Below are 17,691 nucleotides of genomic sequence, written 5' to 3'. Positions count from 1 at the left end.
CTGACTGTAAAGTCAGGTTTTTTTATATAATGTCAACTCGTGTTTTATTCAGTATCGAGATTTTCATTGAACGCAGTAGGCAATAGCTGTGGGATGAACTTAATCAGGATTGGGAGTAATAAGGTGCCGCCGGGTAAAAGGAAGATGGTCAGTGAAGGGATCGTTTTACAGATTTCCAGCAATTGTTTTTTTATTTTTTTCTTCTCTTTTTCTTCGAGGTTTCGTTTTGTAGAATGCGCTAACAAAATCATTAACTCACCATTTTGTGACAGTTCTTTCAATAGCCTGGTTTTATTCCGATTGATCAGTAAAACGACAGTTTGCGTCATTTGATCGTAAAAGTGTTTGACAGGGTTGGAATAGTTAAAGAAAGGTATTTCTTTTTTATAATGGGTAATAAAAGTATTGGTAGTTGCAATACTTTCTGAAACAAATGCCTTTGAAACCTGCATAGTTTCTGCCAATTGATAGAGAAAAGAAGCTTCCTGCTTCTGCATGACCTGGTCGCTCCAGAGGGTCATTCCGGCCAAGTCGATGAGGTAATTTTTTTCCAGCGCGGATTCAAAATAATCCAGTCCCAGATTTTCCAGGTTTTGGACATTTACTTTAGAAAATTTCGTATACCGTATTGAAGCCTCAAACAGCCGAATCAACAAATCGTCATACTTTGATTTGTTTTCTTTCGTATTAAGGGATAGGGTGACAATGCTAACTATAGTTTCTTCCAGTTTTTTGAGATAATTATTCGGAATAGTTCCTTTTTGAAGGTACTGGTAAAACGCCAGCACATCCATAAAAAGAAGTGCATTCGTTACAATATGCGAGAAGTTTTTACTGATAATATTCTGGTTGGTTTGTACTTGCTCATCTATTATTTTCTCCAAAACAATAGCAGGCGAATTATCAGGCAGTATTTTTTTTAAGAGGCTAAAGCCTTCGCGATGCATTTCATTATAGAAGGCTACTGTCTTAATGACGAATTCCTTTGGATTGCTTTCATGCGTAACTATAGCATAAAGTCCGTACAATGTATTCAAAAGTGCTGTTTTGGAGATTTCCTCTGAAGTCCAGCCTTTAATGGTTATAGGAGTTACAGTATCAAAAGCGACGATATGCCCATAGATAAATCCGGTTTCTCTTGTCTTTTTATAAAAAGCATCGATATAGGGTACAACGGGGAGTTGTAATGGTTTTTGTTCGGAAAAAAATTTATCGATCCAGCCTTGGGCAGATGGATTCATGGCTTTTTGGTTTATAGTGCAAATTTAATCAAGAAATTGAAATTAAAGGAGTTACAGGAGGAATAAAAAGGGTTTTTTCTTTAAAGTTTATTTTATGTTAAATGCATGTAAATATAATTTTTTTTTAAGTGATTTAAAAGCCTATTTTTTATTTTTTAGGACAAAACGATATTTTAATTATTTTTTTAGCGATTTATCAATTATTGTTTTTTGTCGGTTAGGATTTGATTTATGCCAATTTTTTTTAATATATTTATACTCCCTAAGAAAAGCATGATGACGATCTATATAAAATACGATATCCACCAGGCTTGTAAAGTGATTTTGCAAGAGCAGTTGGAGAAAATGGAACTATCTTATAAAATAAAAGAGTTTGGAGAAGTAGAGATTATTGAGAATATTTCAGAGGCACAGCAGAATCAGCTTAATGATGCACTGGCGCGGTATGGAATTGAAATTATTAGTAATCAGAAAAGCGCTTTAATACAAAAAATTAAAGATACGATTATTGATTTGGTTTATGTTCAGGATAAATTGCCAAACGCCACGATTTCAGTTTATCTCGCTGAAAAATTGAACCATAGTTATGGTTATCTTTCCAATTTATTTTCAGAAGTAACCTATACTTCTATAGAGAACTTTATCATTATTCAAAAGATCGAACGTGTAAAAAAATTAATTATTACTGAAGAACTTACGCTTACTGAGATTTCTTATAAGCTAAATTACAGCAGTGTAGCACACTTGTCCAATCAATTCAAGAAAACTACCGGGCTAACCCCTACAGCATTTCATCGCATCATTACCAAGAGAAAGAATTTAAACATGTCATAAGCAGGAATTTTTCAATATTTTTTATTTAAAAAATGCCTTATCTTTGAACAGAATTATACCCAACCTTACTACTATATGTCGCAAATAATATATAATATTTTGCTTGCAGATGATGATCCGGATGATCGTCTTTTTTTTAAAGATGCATTAGACGAAACTAAGATTTCGACTAATATTAAAACGCTAAATGATGGGGTGCAGCTGATGAATTATTTGAATGAGCCGCAAATCGTTTTACCGCATATTGTATTCCTCGATTTAAATATGCCTGCAAAATCAGGTCTGGATTGCCTTAAAGAAATTAGAAATAATAGCCGTCTTAAAGGATTGACGGTGGCGATTTACTCTACATCTTCTTCTGAAGAAGATATTGAGAATACATTTGTGGAGGGGCGAATATCTACATTAAAAAACCAAATAGTTTTACAGAGCTTAAAAAAGTGCTGTCTGAAGTGATTAATCTGGACTGGCAGTATCATACCTCTGGGCTCAATAAAGAAACCTTCCTTTTAAATATTTAGTTTTTTAAGGGTTAAAATGGTATAAGATGAAAATTATTCCGGCTTTCAAATCTTCTATATTTTACATCATTCTTTTTGCAATCTCAGTTTTTGTAATTTTTTTTATTGCAGGAGTTTCAAATAAGCAAATCCAGTCGCTGAATAAATCCCAGGAGTTAATTATTAATTCCCATAAGGTACACATTCAGTTGGAGCAGCTTGTCTCTACAATTAAAGATGCTGAAACAGGGCAGAGAGGATATATTCTGACACATGACAATGATTTTTTGCAAGCCTATAACGGAAGCAGGATAAAAATCAATCAGTCATTGGAAAACCTGCATACTATATTTTCAGAGCATCCACAACGGCTGGAAAATTTAGATAAACTAAAAGCACTTATAGATAAGCATTATGTTTTATTGCTGCAGGGAATTGAAGTGTCCAATGCACCCAACTATGATGCATCCACATTGCGGGATAAAATGATAATGGGCAAAAATGTAATGGACAGCATCCGGACGCAAACCAATAAGATGATCAATGTAGAAATGAAGCAACTGCTAAAATATGAAAAAGATCATAGGCAGGAACTCAATCTGACTCCCATTACATCACTGTTTGTAGTATTATTTTCCCTTGTTGTTTTCCTCTTTTCATTTTACAGGATCAATTCGGATCTGAAGCGTTTCAAACGACTAAACCAGAAACTTACACTGGTCAATAATGCATTTGAACATGCGGAGTCAATCGCCAGTATCAGCCATTGGGAACGCGATTTATCGACGGATAAAATTACATTTTCAGATAATTATTACAGGCTTATTGGGTATCAGCCTCAGGAATTCGATATTAATATTGAAAAATACATGGAATTCGTGCATCCGGACGATCTTGATAAATTCAAGCGCGACCGTACCCGACACCAAAAAGATGAAAAGAATAAATCCATCTATTATAGGATTATCCGGAAGGATGGGGAGATTCGTTTCTTTAAATCTACAGCAAAAATAATCACGGACATTCATGGCAAAAGAATGATTGTCGGGGTGACCTGTGATGTTACCAAATCCCATAAAAACACAGTTGGCCTGGAAGAAAAAAATAGGGAACTGGAAATAAAAAACACAGAATTGTCTTCTTTTAACCATGTTGCCAGTCATGATTTACAGGAACCACTTCGAAAAATACAAATGTTCATTTCGCGAATCAAGGATAAGGATTTTTCCAATCTTTCAGAAAGTGGGCAGGACTATTTCCTAAAAATACAAAACTCCTCCAACCGCATGCAAATTCTGATACAGGATTTGCTGATGTATTCGCGTGCCAGTAAAGGCGAAATGATTACTGAGAACATCAACCTGAATTTATTGTTGGAAAATGCCAAATACGAACTGGCACAACTAATCGATGATACCAATGCTGTAATCGTTTCAGAAGATTTACCGACAATCTCCGTTGTTCCATTTCAGTTCCAGCAGGTATTGATTAATCTGATCAATAATTCACTGAAATACAGTAAGCTGGAAGAAACTCCTGTGGTCACGATAAAGGCATCAATTATTGATAGTAAGGACTATCCTGAAATAACGGTAAAAAAACACAAACTCTACCATAAAATAGTAGTCACAGACAATGGAATTGGTTTTGATCAGGCCTATGCCGATAAGATTTTTGTATTATTTCACAGGCTGCATAGCAAATCAGAATATTCCGGAACGGGAATAGGATTAGCGATCTGTAAAAAGATTATTGAAAACCATCAGGGATTCATAAGTGCAAGCAGCATCCCGGATGTAGGTACTACTTTTACGATATTCCTTCCTAAATAGTAGTCGCTATTTATTTTACTTTACCTAAATTAGTATGACTAAACCCCCAATGGCTATGAAAAGGAAAAGCATTTTTATCAAAATATACGACTTATTAAAAATGACAGTTAATGAATTTCTGGAGGATAATGCCATGAAATTGAGTGCTTCATTGTCGTATTACACCATTTTTTCTTTACCACCATTAATCATCATCATTATATCACTGGCCGGATTGTTTTTTGGCGAAGAGGCGGTAAGGGGTGAATTTTTTGGTCAAATTAATGGTTTAGTTGGAAATGATGCCGCTTTTCAGATCCAGGAAGCGATTAAAAATGTTGAGGTTTCCAGTGATAATAAATTTGCAATGACCATTGGGATCATAATGCTGCTGATTGGGGCTTCAAGCGTTTTTGCCGAAATCCAGACATCTATTAATTACATCTGGGGATTTAAAGCAAAACCAGACAAAGGACTAAGGAAATTTATACAGAACCGACTCATGTCTTTTTCCATGATTATCTCTGTTGGCTTTCTGTTATTGGTCAGTTTGATTTTAAACACCCTAATGGATGTACTTAATAAACGTCTTCTGTTGTATTTTCACGAAGGAACCGTTTACTTGTTTTATGGGCTGAATTTATTTATTGTTTTTTTAATTATTACGGCCTTATTCTCGCTCATTTTTAAAACGTTGCCCGATGGTAAAATAGGGATGAAAGATTCTCTTATCGGGGCTGGTGTTACGTCTCTTTTCTTTATGCTCGGCAAATTTGGGATTGGCGCCTATATTGGGAGTTCTACTGTAGCTTCAGTATATGGTGCGGCTGGATCGGTGATTGTAATTTTGGTGTGGGTTTATTATTCCGCTATCATTCTGTATTTTGGGGCCGAATTTACAAAAGTGTATGCTCATACCTACGGCAAGAAAATCATTCCAAACAAGTATTCTGTCGAAATTATAAAGCCTACTATAGTAGAAAAACAGAAAGAATAAGCCTGTATGCCTTGTGAAATGGCTTTTTTGATATGGGATATGTATATTCTGTAACATTTAATAATTATCGTGTAACGCCTCTTACCTTCATTTTTTACAATTTTGTAATATAGAATGTTTAACCAAACTAAACCATTTATTATTATGAAAAAAGTAAATAATTTAAGATCGATTTTATTGAGTAGTACATTCATTGCAGCCTCTATGGTATTCACCCTTACAGCATGTAATGACAAGAACAAAACTCCAGATACTGAAAAAGTAGCTGAGGATCAAAATGAAGCTAAATTCGAAGATACACAAAAAGAAGATGATGCTGATTTCTTGGTAGAAGCAGCAGCATTTAATATGGAGCAGGTTGAAGCAGGTAAATTGGTACAGAAAAGTGCTAATGCTGATACAAAAGCTACTGGTAAAATGATGGAAGAAGACCACCAAAAAGCTTGGAAAGAATTAGAAGCACTTGCTGCTAAAAAACAAATTACTTTACCTGCAGGTCTTACAGATGATTCTAAAAAAGATTTTGAAGACCTGAATAAAAAGACAGGTGCTGATTTTGACAGAGCTTATGCAAGCTGGTTAGTAAGCAGCCATAAAGATGCGATCTCTAAATATGAAGATGCCGCTAAAAACTCTAAAGATTCTGAAGTTGTAGCTTGGGCTAATGCACAATTGGATGTTTTAAAAGCACACTTGGCTAAAGCTGAAGCTTGGAAAGATAAAATCAAATAGTCAATACCCCGACTAAAGCAGTAAGGAGTTCCTTCCTTTATCAAACAAAACAATAACAATCTAAAACTATTATTATGGGAAATTTACTTTATACAATCGCAGTCATCCTGATTATCATTTGGGCAATCGGTTTCTTTGGAGGATTTGTAACAGGGAACCTGATACACATCTTATTAGTAATTGCAATCATTGCTGTAATTTTGAGAATTATTCAGGGAAAACGACCTATATAATTTATTAAAAACAAACTAACTAATTTTTCGAAAACAGCTTCTCTATTTGAGAAGCTGTTTTTGTGTATAAGAAAACCGCCTGATCTTGTGGATACAGGCGGTTTAACTAAACAAACTAAACTAAAGTTGATGCCGGAAATTAAAAGGAATAGGAATTATCCTCGATTAATTTCTTTGCAATTGTTTCTCTTAATGCTGCTACGTTAGGCAGGTTGGTGTATTTTGTAAAACGGCGCAATCCCATTAGCATCATGCGTTGCTCGTCACCTTCGGCAAAAGAAGCGATTCCTTCTTTTCCTTTTAGGTTTACAATATCCACCGCTTTGTATAAATACAACTGAGCCATAGCGATTTGTTCTTTTACGTTTTCCTGTCCTTTATTTGTTGCAAGTTTCTCTGTTCTTAAGATCACAGATTCCGCCATATAAATTTCTATCAGCATATCGGATGCAGCCATTAATAATTGTTGGTGCTCGTCTAAAGCAGGACCGTACTTTTGTACAGCACTACCGGCAACCATTAGAAATGCTTTTTTGATTTTACCAATTAACTCTTTTTCTTCTGCAAAAAGTTCGCTGTAATCAGGTGTATTAAAATCAGGGATTCCCATTAATTCTTCTGCTACTTTCATTGCAGGGCCTAATAAATCTACGTGGCCTTTCATTGCTTTTTTAATCAGCATTCCTACAGAAAGCATTCTGTTGATCTCATTGGTACCTTCATAAATCCGTGCAATCCGTGCATCTCTCCAGGCACTTTCCATTGGTGTGTCTTCTGAGAATCCCATACCACCAAAAATCTGGATTCCTTCATCAGAGCAGTTTTGGATATCTTCAGAAACGGCTACTTTTAAGATGGAACATTCGATGGCAAATTCTTCCACACCTTTTAGTTCCGCTTCCTGATGTGTTGCGCCTTCCGAGATACGGGCATTAATACGATCCTCGATGTTTTTGGCAGCGCGGTAGGCAGCACTTTCACCAGCGTAGATATTCGTAGCCATTTCTGCAATTTTAGAGCGGATAGCACCAAAACTGGAAATAGGGGTATTGAATTGAACTCTTTCATTGGCATATTTTACTGAAGCAGAAATAACGCGACGTTGTGCGTCAAGACAGGCAGCAGCCAATTTAATACGGCCAACATTTAAAGCATTCATGGCTATTTTAAAACCTTCACCACGTCCTGCCAGCATATTTTCTACCGGTACTTTGGTATCATTAAAAAATACCTGGCGGGTAGAGGAGGCGCGAATCCCTAATTTATGTTCTTCCTCATTCATGGAAATACCATTTGCAGGATCATTTTCTACGATAAAACCAGTAATGTTTTTATCGTCACCAATACGGGCAAAAACGATAAATACACTACAGAAGCCAGCATTAGAAATCCACATTTTTTGTCCGGTGATGGAATAATATTTACCATCTTCAGATAACACAGCTTTTGTCTTACCGGAATTGGCATCTGAACCCGCTCCAGGCTCGGTAAGGCAATAGGATCCAAACCATTCGCCAGTGGCTAATTTTGGGACATATTTTTTCTTTTGTTCTTCTGTACCGTATAATGTAATAGGCATCGTACCAATTCCGGTATGTGCTCCAAAAGCAGTAGAGAAGGACCCGGTAGCTCCGGATATGTAATCGCATACCAGCATGGTAGAAACGAATCCCATTCCCAATCCGCCATATGCTTCCGGAACTGCTACACCTAAAAAGCCTAATTCACCTGCTTTACGCATAGTCTCTTCGGTAAAAGCATAGTCTTTCTTTTCAAAACGGTCTTTGTGGGGCCACACTTCGCGATCGATAAATTCCTTTACAGAATCACGCATCATCAACTGCTCTTCTGAAAAATCTTCAGGAGTGAAAATGTCTTCACTTTTTGTTTCTTTTACGAGGAATTGACCTCCTCTTGTTATTGCTCCCATTTTTATTTTTTTTAGATTTTAGATTCCAAATGCTATCACAGTATTCCTGTTCGTACATTTGAAATCCTCTGATTTATTTATTTTTTAGTTTGTTGAGGTAGTACGTGAAGGATTATAGTATTTCATACACACCGGCACTTCCTTGCCCAGTTCCTACACACATCGTTACAATTCCATATTTATTACCCCTGCGTTTCATTTCATCGAATAGCTGAACAGATAATTTTGCTCCGGTACATCCCAGTGGATGCCCTAAGGCAATAGCGCCTCCATTGACGTTCACAATATCCGGATTGATACCCAACTCGCGAATTACGGCTAGGGATTGGGAAGCAAATGCTTCGTTTAATTCAAAAAGCTCGATATCATTCAGGGTAAGACCTGCCTGCTTCAAGGCTTTTGGAATGGCTTTTACCGGGCCAATTCCCATAATTCTCGGCTCAACACCTGCAGAAGCGAAATTCACTAAGCGTGCAATAGGCTCTAAGTTTAGTTCTTTGACCATTTCTTCTGACATGATCATCACAAAAGCAGCACCGTCACTCATTTGAGAAGAGTTCCCTGCGGTTACACTACCATCGGCAGCAAAAACCGGGCGTAATTTTGCCAAGGCTTCTTTGGAAGTATCGGCACGTGGGCCTTCATCTTTATTTACAATATAGGATTTTGTGGCTTTTTTGCCATTTTCATCCACATAGATTTGTTCAATAGTTATCGGAACGATCTGTTTGTCAAATTTACCTTCTGCCTGGGCTTTTAAAGCCTTCTGGTGCGAGTTATAGGCAAATTCGTCCTGATCCTCACGGGAAACGTTAAACTGCTTTGCTACAGCTTCAGCGGTTAATCCCATTCCCCAATAATAATCTTCATTTCCTTCTTTTGCGACAGCATAATCCGGAGTAGGCTTGTAGCCCCCCATCGGGATGAAGCTCATACTTTCGGCACCTCCTGCAATAATGCAATCGGCCATGCCTGCCTGGATTTTAGCGGTTGCCATCCCGATAGTCTCCAATCCTGAAGCGCAATAGCGGTTGACGGTAACTCCGGGCACATCTTCGATTTTTAGCCCCATCAAAGAAATTAGGCGGCCTACATTCAGGCCTTGTTCTGCTTCAGGCATGGCATTTCCAACCATGACATCATCAATACGTTTTTTATCAAAATCCGGAAGCTCATTCATGATATACTGAATGGTTTCTGCCGCCAGCTCATCCGGTCTTTTAAATCGGAATACGCCTTTTGGGGCTTTCCCCACGGCAGTACGGTATGCTTTTACGATATATGCTGTTTTCATAATGTTATTTTTAGAGTAAAGCGTTCAGAAATTTAGTCCTACTATGAGAACCTCATTTTCCGGTTTCTTTATTTAATTGCGTAATGGTTTTCCTTTGGTAAGCATGAATTGTATCCTTTCCAGGGTTTTTCTTTCGGTTGCCAGGGAAAGAAATGCTTCTCTTTCCAGGTCCAGAAGATATTGCTCTGTTACCAGCGTCGGTTCTGATAAATCACCACCAGCCATTACATACGCCAGTTTGTTGGCAATTTTTTTATCGTGCTCCGAGATGTATTTTCCAGCCTGCATGCTGTCAGTTCCCACAAGGAACATTCCCAAGGCTTGTTTTCCAAGGACTTTTACATCTTTGCGTTTTACAGGTTGTGTATATCCGGCATCAGCAAGGATAAGGGCGTGTTTCTTCGCTTCTGCGAGTTGTCGGTCTTTATTCACGACGATAACATCTTTTCCTTTTTGTAAAATACCCAAATCAAAAGCCTCATATGCTGAAGTGGAAACTTTTGCCGTTCCTATCGTAAGGAAGTATTCCTGGAGTACATTCAGTTCCACATCATTTTTATGGAAGGTATCTGAAGCACGGAGTGTCATCTCTTTAGATCCGCCGCCGCCTGGAATAAGGCCTACGCCAAATTCAACCAGACCGATGTAGGTTTCGGCAGCAGCGACTACTTTGTCTGCATGCATACTCATTTCACAGCCACCGCCCAATGTCATACCGTGTGGTGCGACTACTACCGGGATTCCCGAATAGCGTACACGCATCATGGTATCCTGGAACATTTTGATGGCCATATTTAACTCATCATATTCCTGTTCTACGGCCATCATAAAGATCATACCGATGTTGGCACCAACAGAAAAATTAGCGGCCTGATTACCGATAACCAGTCCCTGGAATTCTTTTTCTGCAAGATCAATGGCTCTATTAATCCCCTGGAGTACATCGCCTCCAATTGTGTTCATTTTAGACTGAAACTCCAGATTGATGATGCCATCTCCCAGATCCTGGATGATTGCACCGCTGTTGCTCCATATTTTTTTGCTTTCGCGGATGTTATTCAGAATAATGAAGGCATCCTGGCCCGGAACTTTTTTCTGGGACTTCGTAGCGATATCATAATAATAGGTTGCTCCTTCTTTAATAGAATAAAAACTTTTATTACCCGAAGCGAGCATTTCGGTAACCCAGGCTGCAGGTTTCAATCCTTCTGCTTCCATCAGGGCAATTCCTTGCGCTACACCAATAGCATCCCAAATTTCAAAAGGACCATTTTCCCATCCGAATCCCGCTTTCATCGCATCGTCAATCTTATAAAGATCGTCTGTGATTTCAGGTACGCGATTGGCGACATACGTGAACATGCCACTAAAGTTCTTGCGGTAAAATTCACCTGCTTTATCGGTTCCTTTTACCAGAACTTTAAAGCGGTCGATGGGTTTGTCAATGGTTTTTGTAAGTTCGAGCGTCGCGAAAGATGCTTTTTTAGCCGGGCGGTATTCAAGTGTATCAAGATCCAGTGATAGGATATCCTTATCTACTTTTTTATAAAATCCCTGTCCGGATTTGCTTCCAAGCCATTTGTTGGTCATCATGGTGTTGATGAATTCCGGTAATTTGAATAATTCATGGGATTCGTCTTCCGGAGCATTTTCGTAAATACCATTTGCCACATGGACTAAAGTATCAAGTCCTACAACATCTACAGTACGAAATGTCGCCGATTTTGGCCTTCCGATAACAGGACCTGTAAGCTTGTCCACTTCTTCAATAGTAAGCCCAAGCTCTTTGACCTGGTGGAACATACTCATGATTCCGAATATACCAATACGGTTTCCGATGAATGCAGGAGTGTCTTTAGCGACTACAGAAGTTTTTCCTAAGAATTTCTCGCCATATTCATTCAGGAAGTCCAATACTTCAGGAGTGGTTTTTGGTCCTGGGATTATTTCAAATAACTTCAGATAACGTGCCGGATTGAAGAAATGGGTTCCACAAAAATGTTGTTGAAAATCTTCACTTCGGCCTTCGCTCATAAAGTGAATTGGAATCCCGGAGGTATTGGAAGTAATTAATGTGCCCGGTTTTCTATACTTTTCGATTTGCTCAAAAACCTGTTGTTTAATATCCAAGCGTTCTACGACTACTTCAATAATCCAGTCAAACGTTGCGATTTTTGGTAAATCATCTGTTGTATTACCGGTAGTAATGCGATCGGCAAATTTTGGATGATAAATAGGAGAGGGTTTCGATTTTAATGAATTTGCCAAATGCTCATTAACGATTCGGTTCCGGACTGCTTTGCTTTCCAATGTCAGTCCTTTTTTCTGTTCTGCTTCCGTGAGTTCACGAGGAACAATATCAAGAAGCAATACTTCTAAGCCGATGTTCGCAAAATGGGCTGCAATACCTGACCCCATTATACCTGAACCAATAACGGCAACTTTTTTGATAATCCGTTTCATGTTTTTTGTTATTTGTTTCTATATCGATTGCGTAAAGCGTCCTAAAGAAAAACTTTACTTTTTTATTCTTTATGATCTTCTGTGAAAATATTTTTTTCGGAAATCAGTTCATTGATAATCTCTGATACCTCTATGAAATGCTGCATTTTTTCTTCTGAAATGTGCTGACGTACAGTTTCATTAAATTTCAGCACAGTGTTTTTGGAGAGCTCTCTTTTTTCTTTCCCGAACTTCGTCAGGTACATTAATACACCACGGCCATCATCCGGATTTTTTTTTCGGGTGATCAGTCCTTTATCTTCCATAGATTTCAGGGTCCTGGTGAGGCTCGTTGCTTCCATACCCATCTTAGGGCCTAAGGAAGTTGAGGGCGTTCCTTTGTCTTTATCGATACTCAATAAGGCAAATCCTGTAGCCATCGTCGCACCGTATTTTGAAGCTTGTTCATTATACATCCTTGCGACGGCTTGCCACGTTGCTCTTAAAATATAATCAATAGTTTTATCTTTCATAGTAATTTCGTGATATCAAATATACTAATTTATTTATTATGCATGCATAATAAATAGAATTATTTTTATAAAAAGGGGCAAAAAAAAGCTCCTATAAAGATAAGGAGCTTTTATAATTAATTTGTACCATATATTTTAGTATACAAGTCTTTATACATTTCCTTGATTACTTTTCTTTTGGGTTTGAGGGTAGGGGTGAGCTGCCCGGAGTCTACAGACCAAACGTCGGGTGTGAGTTCGAATTTTTTGATTTGTTCCCAGTGTCCGAATTTTTGATTCAGCCCATCGACTTCTTCCTGTACCCGTTGGTTGACTTCTTTATTGCCTACAATTTCTTCATTTGTAGTACCAATATTCAGGTGCTTGCGGGATGCCCATTGTTTTACGAAATCAAAATCAGGCTGAATGAAAGCAGCAGGCATTTTTTCGCCATCGCCTATCACCATGATCTGCTCTATAAAACGGGATTGTTTCATGGCATTTTCCAGCATTTGAGGAGCAATATATTTTCCGCCGGAAGTTTTAAACATCTCTTTTTTCCGGTCTGTGATTTTTAGGAAGCCGTCTTTGTCTACTTCACCAATATCGCCCGTACAAAAATAACCGTCTTTTAAAACTTCATCCGTTTTTTCTTTATCGTTCAGGTAGCCTAACATAACATTAGGCCCTTTGCAGAGGATTTCACCATCTTCGGCAATTTTCACTTCAACACCATTGAGCACTTTCCCAACAGTACCAATTTTGAAACCGTGGTTCCGCATATCATTTACCGCAATCACAGGGGAAGTTTCGGTAAGACCATAACCTTCCATTACCGGGATTTCAGCGGCAGCAAATACGCGTGCCAGTCGGGGTTGGATGGCCGCACTTCCGGAAACCATAAGTCCCAGGTTACCACCAAGCCCTTCTTTCCATTTACTGAAAATCAATTTACGGGCGATGGATAGTTTGAATTCATACCAGGCTCCGTTGGCTCCATAAGGCTCATATTGCAGGCCTAATTCAATAGCCCAGAAAAATAGTTTTTTCTTTATTCCGGTCAGATCAGCGCCTTTGGCATAAATCTTATCGTATACTTTTTCTAATAATCGAGGTACTGCCGTAATAACGTGCGGCTGTACTTCTTTTAAATTATCACTTACTTTCTCTATCGATTCAGCAAAATAAATTGCTACCCCATAATATTGGTACAGATATAAAATCATGCGCTCATAAATATGGCAAACCGGCAGAAAACTAAGGGCAACGCTTTTTCCGGCTTCAAATGGAACTCTTTCCGCACTCATCAATACATCGGATACGATGTTCTGGTGGGAGAGCATTACACCTTTTGGACGTCCTGTAGTACCGGAAGTATAAATTATAGTGGCAAGATCTTCTGTGTTTATGGAATCTTTTAAGGTTTCCACTTCCTGCTGATTGCTGTCGTCCTTCCCTAAATCCAGGATTTCTTTCCAGCTTTTACATCCCTGAATATCTTCAAAAGCATAAATCTCCTTTAGTTTTGGGACGTTATTGCGGATTGCGTTGATTTTATCGTAAACTGTTTTATCAGAAATAAAACAATAAATCGCACCGGAATGATTCAGTATGTATTCGTAATCTTCTTCAGAGATCGTTGGATAGACTGGGACATTCTGGGCAGCAAGCTGGAGGATACCAATATCCATAATATTCCACTCTGTCCGGTTGCTGGACGATATCACTGCAATCCTGTCATCTTTTTTTACGCCAAGCCGCAGCAAGCCACGGGAAATGGTATTGGATTGGTCAATATATTCCTGCGTGGATGTTTTAACCCATTTCCCGTCATATTTTGTAACAAGGGAGTTGGGAAGTTTGTGTTTTTCAAGTTGATAGTATGGAAAATCGAATAAGCGCGTTATGTTATTCATTATATGATAATATTTAGTGACTGCAAATTATAAAAATATATTTTATAAACCAATATTTTTAGAATATGAAAAATTAAATATAACATTCCGTGAATTAGGTATTGCTAAAACGGAAGCTATATTGGCAATAGTAAAAAATTGACCTTTGGTAGTGAACTTATCCCTTTGTGCTATTTTATGGTCGGATAATGCTATTGTATTGCATTTATAAAGTTGAACTTTGGGTGAAACTAAAATTTGTAATTATGAGCGATATTTTTAAAAGACCGGAATTTAAACCCAAATACGATAACTATATCAATGGTAAATTTGTACCACCTATCAAAGGAGAATATTTTGATAATGTTTCCCCTATCGATGGTAAAGTATTTACAAAAGCCGCAAAATCGAGCAAGGAAGATTTGGTAGTAGCGGTCGATGCAGCACATGAAGCCCTTAAGACCTGGGGGAAAACTTCGGTAACGGAGCGAAGTAACCTCTTGAATAAAATAGCACAGGTAATTGAAGACAACCTGGAATATATTGCTGTAGTTGAAACTATAGATAACGGAAAGCCTGTTCGTGAAACGTTAGCGGCGGATATCCCATTGGTAGTAGACCATTTTCGCTACTTTGCAGGCGTTATAAGAGCCGAAGAAAGTTCTATAGCCGAATTGGACTCTAATACGGTTTCTATCGCTCTAAGTGAGCCTTTAGGGGTTATTGCGCAAATCATTCCATGGAACTTCCCAATCCTGATGGCAGTATGGAAATTAGCTCCAGCTTTGGCAGCCGGAAATACGGTAGTTTTAAAACCAGCAGAAAGTACGCCAGTATCGATTCTTGTATTGATGGAATTGATTGGTGATATTTTGCCTCCCGGAGTAGTTAATATTGTGAATGGTTTTGGTGCAGAACTCGGACGGGCTTTAGTGACCAATCCGAAAGTATCCAAAGCGGCTTTCACAGGATCTACTGCGACTGGTCGCCTGGTTATGCAATATGCGACAGAGAATATTATACCGGTGACATTGGAATTAGGAGGGAAATCACCGAATATTTTCTTCCCGTCTATTGCCGATCATGATGATGATTTCTTTGACAAAGCAATTGAAGGCGCAGTGATGTTTGCCTTAAATCAGGGGGAAATCTGTACTTGCCCTTCCCGATTATTGATCCATGAGGATATTTACGATAAATTTATTGCAAAAGTAATCGAGCGCACTGAAGCTATTGTAGCGGGTAACCCACTGGATAAGAAAACGATGATTGGCGCACAGGCATCCAATGTACAATTTGAAAAAATCCAGTCGTATATTAAATTAGGAAAAGAAGAAGGAGCAGAGGTATTGACAGGAGGTGAAGTAAATCATTTAGAAGGTGAACTTGCCGGCGGATTCTATATTAAGCCGACTTTATTCAAAGGGCATAATAAAATGCGTATTTTCCAGGAAGAGATTTTTGGACCGGTATTGGCTGTCACCACTTTCAAAACGACGGAAGAAGCTATTGCCATTGCAAATGATACCATGTATGGCCTGGGTGCCGGTGTGTGGACCCGTGATGCACATGAAATTTACCAGGTTCCAAGAGCCATTCAGGCGGGACGGGTTTGGATCAATCAATACCATTCCTATCCGGCAGGCGCTCCTTTTGGAGGGTATAAATTATCCGGAATTGGTAGGGAAAACCACAAAATGATGTTAGGGCACTATCGCCAGACTAAAAATATGCTGATTTCTTATGATAAAAAGAAATTAGGATTCTTTTAATTTTAGATTTTAAAAAAGGCAAAGTCCGAACGGGGCTTTGTCTTTTTTTATTATATTATTTTTTTAAATGCCTAAATGGAAAAGGAAATGACAAAAAGAATTGATGCAACCCAAAAAGCAAAAGACCTGATTACACTATTGGCAGAAGAGCATGGTGAACTGATGTTCTATCAGGCTGGTGGTTGCTGTGAAGGGACACAACCGATGTGTTTTGAAAAAGGGGGCTACTACCTGAGAATGGGAGATGTATGCATAGGCCTTGTGGAAGGAGCAGAATTCTGGGTCGATAAGGATTTATTTGAATATTGGAAACATACCCATTTTACACTGGATGTTCTGGATGGCTTTGGAGCAGGAGGATTCTCACTGGAAACGCCTATGGGAAAAACATTCAAAATTGATTACCGCATTTTTACGCCGGAAGAAGAGGCTGATTTGGAACCGGTAACCACAGTAGAGTAAAACGGTGATACTAAGTAGTTAATTTCTGGTATTGCTTTGGCGTAATACCCTCGTGTTTTTTAAACAACCGGATAAAATAATTACTGTCATCAAACCCCAGCTCGTACGAAACCTGATTGATTTGGATATTGGGTTCATTTAATAAAGCTTTCGCCATTTTTATTTTTTCATGCATGATGAATTCAACGGGGCTCATGCCGAGTTCCTTTTTGAAAAAGCGGTGGAATGTCGTTTTGCTCATACAGGAAAAATCAGTTAATTTTTTCAGGGAGAGATCGTTGTTGAGGTTTTCACGGATGTAAGATACAATAGGCATTATGGTACTTTTGGAATCCTCGATAGTATCATTTTGAGTTGCTTTCAGGGTTTGCAACTGTATAATCTGTATCAGCATTTCCTGCAGGGTTAGATCTGCAATAATATCTTTTGTTACCGAACTACTCAGGGAGACTTTGATGAGCTTCTGGATGGAAGCAGCCAAATCGGCATTATTGTAAAAGAAATAGTTATTGGAATGCAGTTCCCAGTAATTATTGGTGCCCTCTTTAGGGTATTTTTCATTTAAGAAATTTAGTGTCTCATTGATTTTTGAATAGTCCAGCGCTAAAGCCAGGCATTGGGTTGGTTTTTTGTAAGAAGCTTCTGGAAAATCAATTTTCATCTCAATATTCGGTGGCACGATTACAGTTTCTCCGGGAAGGTAATCAAACCCTTTTTGGTCGAAAAGATGCATTACTTTTTTCCCCCGTAGCATACTGGTCACCACCAAATCATTAAATTTTAAAGGGACGAGCTGCGCCTGTTGGTAGGTTTCAAAAATATTGAGCTCACAGTGATTCAGGGTATATACCGTTCGGTTTTCTACTAAGGTTTTCAATGAATTCTGGTTGGATAATTGCGGTGCCTGAAGTAATATTCCCTGTTTGGTAATCATAAGTACTGAATTATAAATAATTGTAATCTCATAAAATTACATTATTTTATTGGCAATCAATAATTAAGATACGTTAATTTTTTGTTTTTCGTAAAAACAAAA

14 protein-coding genes and 1 pseudogene are annotated in these 17,691 nt (G+C 38.2%); 8 read left to right on the top strand and 7 right to left on the bottom strand.

Annotation, left to right across the window (positions count from 1 at the left end):
- Positions 1-44 precede the first annotated feature (44 nt).
- Positions 45-1,241 carry an LETM1-related biofilm-associated protein gene (locus FK004_RS18085; protein ID WP_108738528.1) on the bottom strand — a complete coding sequence of 399 codons (1,197 nt, stop codon included), beginning with the start codon at positions 1,239-1,241 and terminating at the stop codon, positions 45-47.
- A 276-nt stretch (positions 1,242-1,517) separates the two neighbouring features.
- Here FK004_RS18085 and FK004_RS18080 point away from each other — a divergent pair, with 276 nt between their 5' ends.
- The 6 genes and pseudogenes from FK004_RS18080 to FK004_RS18055 all read left to right on the top strand — a co-directional run bounded on the left by FK004_RS18080 (position 1,518) and on the right by FK004_RS18055 (position 6,348).
- A complete protein-coding gene (locus FK004_RS18080; RefSeq protein WP_108738527.1) occupies positions 1,518-2,075 on the top strand; it encodes a helix-turn-helix domain-containing protein in 558 nt (185 codons plus the stop codon).
- Positions 2,076-2,150: 75 nt separating this feature from the next.
- Positions 2,151-2,596, top strand: a pseudogene (locus FK004_RS18075) (response regulator).
- Between the two features lie 26 nt (positions 2,597-2,622).
- On the top strand, positions 2,623-4,407 hold the full coding sequence (locus FK004_RS18070; protein WP_108738526.1) for a sensor histidine kinase: 1,785 nt from the start codon (positions 2,623-2,625) through the stop codon (positions 4,405-4,407).
- A gap of 55 nt (positions 4,408-4,462) precedes the next feature.
- Complete coding sequence (locus FK004_RS18065; protein WP_108738525.1) at positions 4,463-5,383, top strand: YihY/virulence factor BrkB family protein; 921 nt, start codon at positions 4,463-4,465, stop codon at positions 5,381-5,383.
- A gap of 144 nt (positions 5,384-5,527) precedes the next feature.
- Positions 5,528-6,115 (top strand): DUF4142 domain-containing protein, encoded by a 588-nt coding sequence (locus FK004_RS18060; protein ID WP_108738524.1) that lies wholly within the window; start codon positions 5,528-5,530, stop codon positions 6,113-6,115.
- A 74-nt stretch (positions 6,116-6,189) separates the two neighbouring features.
- Positions 6,190-6,348, top strand: coding sequence for a lmo0937 family membrane protein (locus FK004_RS18055; RefSeq protein WP_108738523.1), 159 nt, complete (start codon positions 6,190-6,192; stop codon positions 6,346-6,348).
- 139 nt (positions 6,349-6,487) lie between these two features.
- Here FK004_RS18055 and FK004_RS18050 read toward each other — a convergent pair whose 3' ends face one another.
- The 5 genes from FK004_RS18050 to FK004_RS18030 all read right to left on the bottom strand — a co-directional run bounded on the left by FK004_RS18050 (position 6,488) and on the right by FK004_RS18030 (position 14,442).
- Positions 6,488-8,278: an acyl-CoA dehydrogenase family protein gene (locus FK004_RS18050; protein ID WP_108738522.1), complete on the bottom strand. Its 1,791-nt coding sequence runs from the start codon at positions 8,276-8,278 to the stop codon at positions 6,488-6,490.
- Positions 8,279-8,390: 112 nt separating this feature from the next.
- Entirely contained in the window at positions 8,391-9,572 is a 1,182-nt protein-coding gene (locus FK004_RS18045; protein ID WP_108738521.1) for an acetyl-CoA C-acyltransferase, read from the bottom strand.
- A gap of 72 nt (positions 9,573-9,644) precedes the next feature.
- Positions 9,645-12,035, bottom strand: a complete 2,391-nt coding sequence (locus FK004_RS18040) for a 3-hydroxyacyl-CoA dehydrogenase/enoyl-CoA hydratase family protein (RefSeq protein WP_108738520.1) — start codon at positions 12,033-12,035, stop codon at positions 9,645-9,647.
- Positions 12,036-12,097: 62 nt separating this feature from the next.
- The gene (locus tag FK004_RS18035) at positions 12,098-12,547 is read right to left on the bottom strand and encodes a MarR family winged helix-turn-helix transcriptional regulator (protein ID WP_108738519.1); all 450 of its coding nucleotides are present in this window, start codon (positions 12,545-12,547) and stop codon (positions 12,098-12,100) included.
- A gap of 116 nt (positions 12,548-12,663) precedes the next feature.
- A complete protein-coding gene (locus FK004_RS18030; RefSeq protein ID WP_108738518.1) occupies positions 12,664-14,442 on the bottom strand; it encodes an AMP-dependent synthetase/ligase in 1,779 nt (592 codons plus the stop codon).
- Positions 14,443-14,687: 245 nt separating this feature from the next.
- On the opposite strand from FK004_RS18030, the gene FK004_RS18025 reads away from it, so the two are divergent.
- A complete protein-coding gene (locus tag FK004_RS18025) occupies positions 14,688-16,193 on the top strand; it encodes an aldehyde dehydrogenase family protein (protein WP_108738517.1) in 1,506 nt (501 codons plus the stop codon).
- A gap of 87 nt (positions 16,194-16,280) precedes the next feature.
- The gene (locus FK004_RS18020) at positions 16,281-16,655 is read left to right on the top strand and encodes a DUF779 domain-containing protein (protein WP_108738902.1); all 375 of its coding nucleotides are present in this window, start codon (positions 16,281-16,283) and stop codon (positions 16,653-16,655) included.
- Between the two features lie 10 nt (positions 16,656-16,665).
- On the opposite strand, the gene FK004_RS18015 is transcribed toward FK004_RS18020, so the two are convergent.
- A complete protein-coding gene (locus FK004_RS18015) occupies positions 16,666-17,589 on the bottom strand; it encodes an AraC family transcriptional regulator (protein WP_108738516.1) in 924 nt (307 codons plus the stop codon).
- Between the last annotated feature and the right edge of the window lie 102 nt (positions 17,590-17,691).

It is taken from the genome of Flavobacterium kingsejongi, assembly GCF_003076475.1.
Lineage (GTDB): Bacteria > Bacteroidota > Bacteroidia > Flavobacteriales > Flavobacteriaceae > Flavobacterium > Flavobacterium kingsejongi.
The sequence above is the reverse complement of the archived record's forward strand: the minus strand, read 5'-3'. Positions and strand labels throughout refer to the sequence as shown.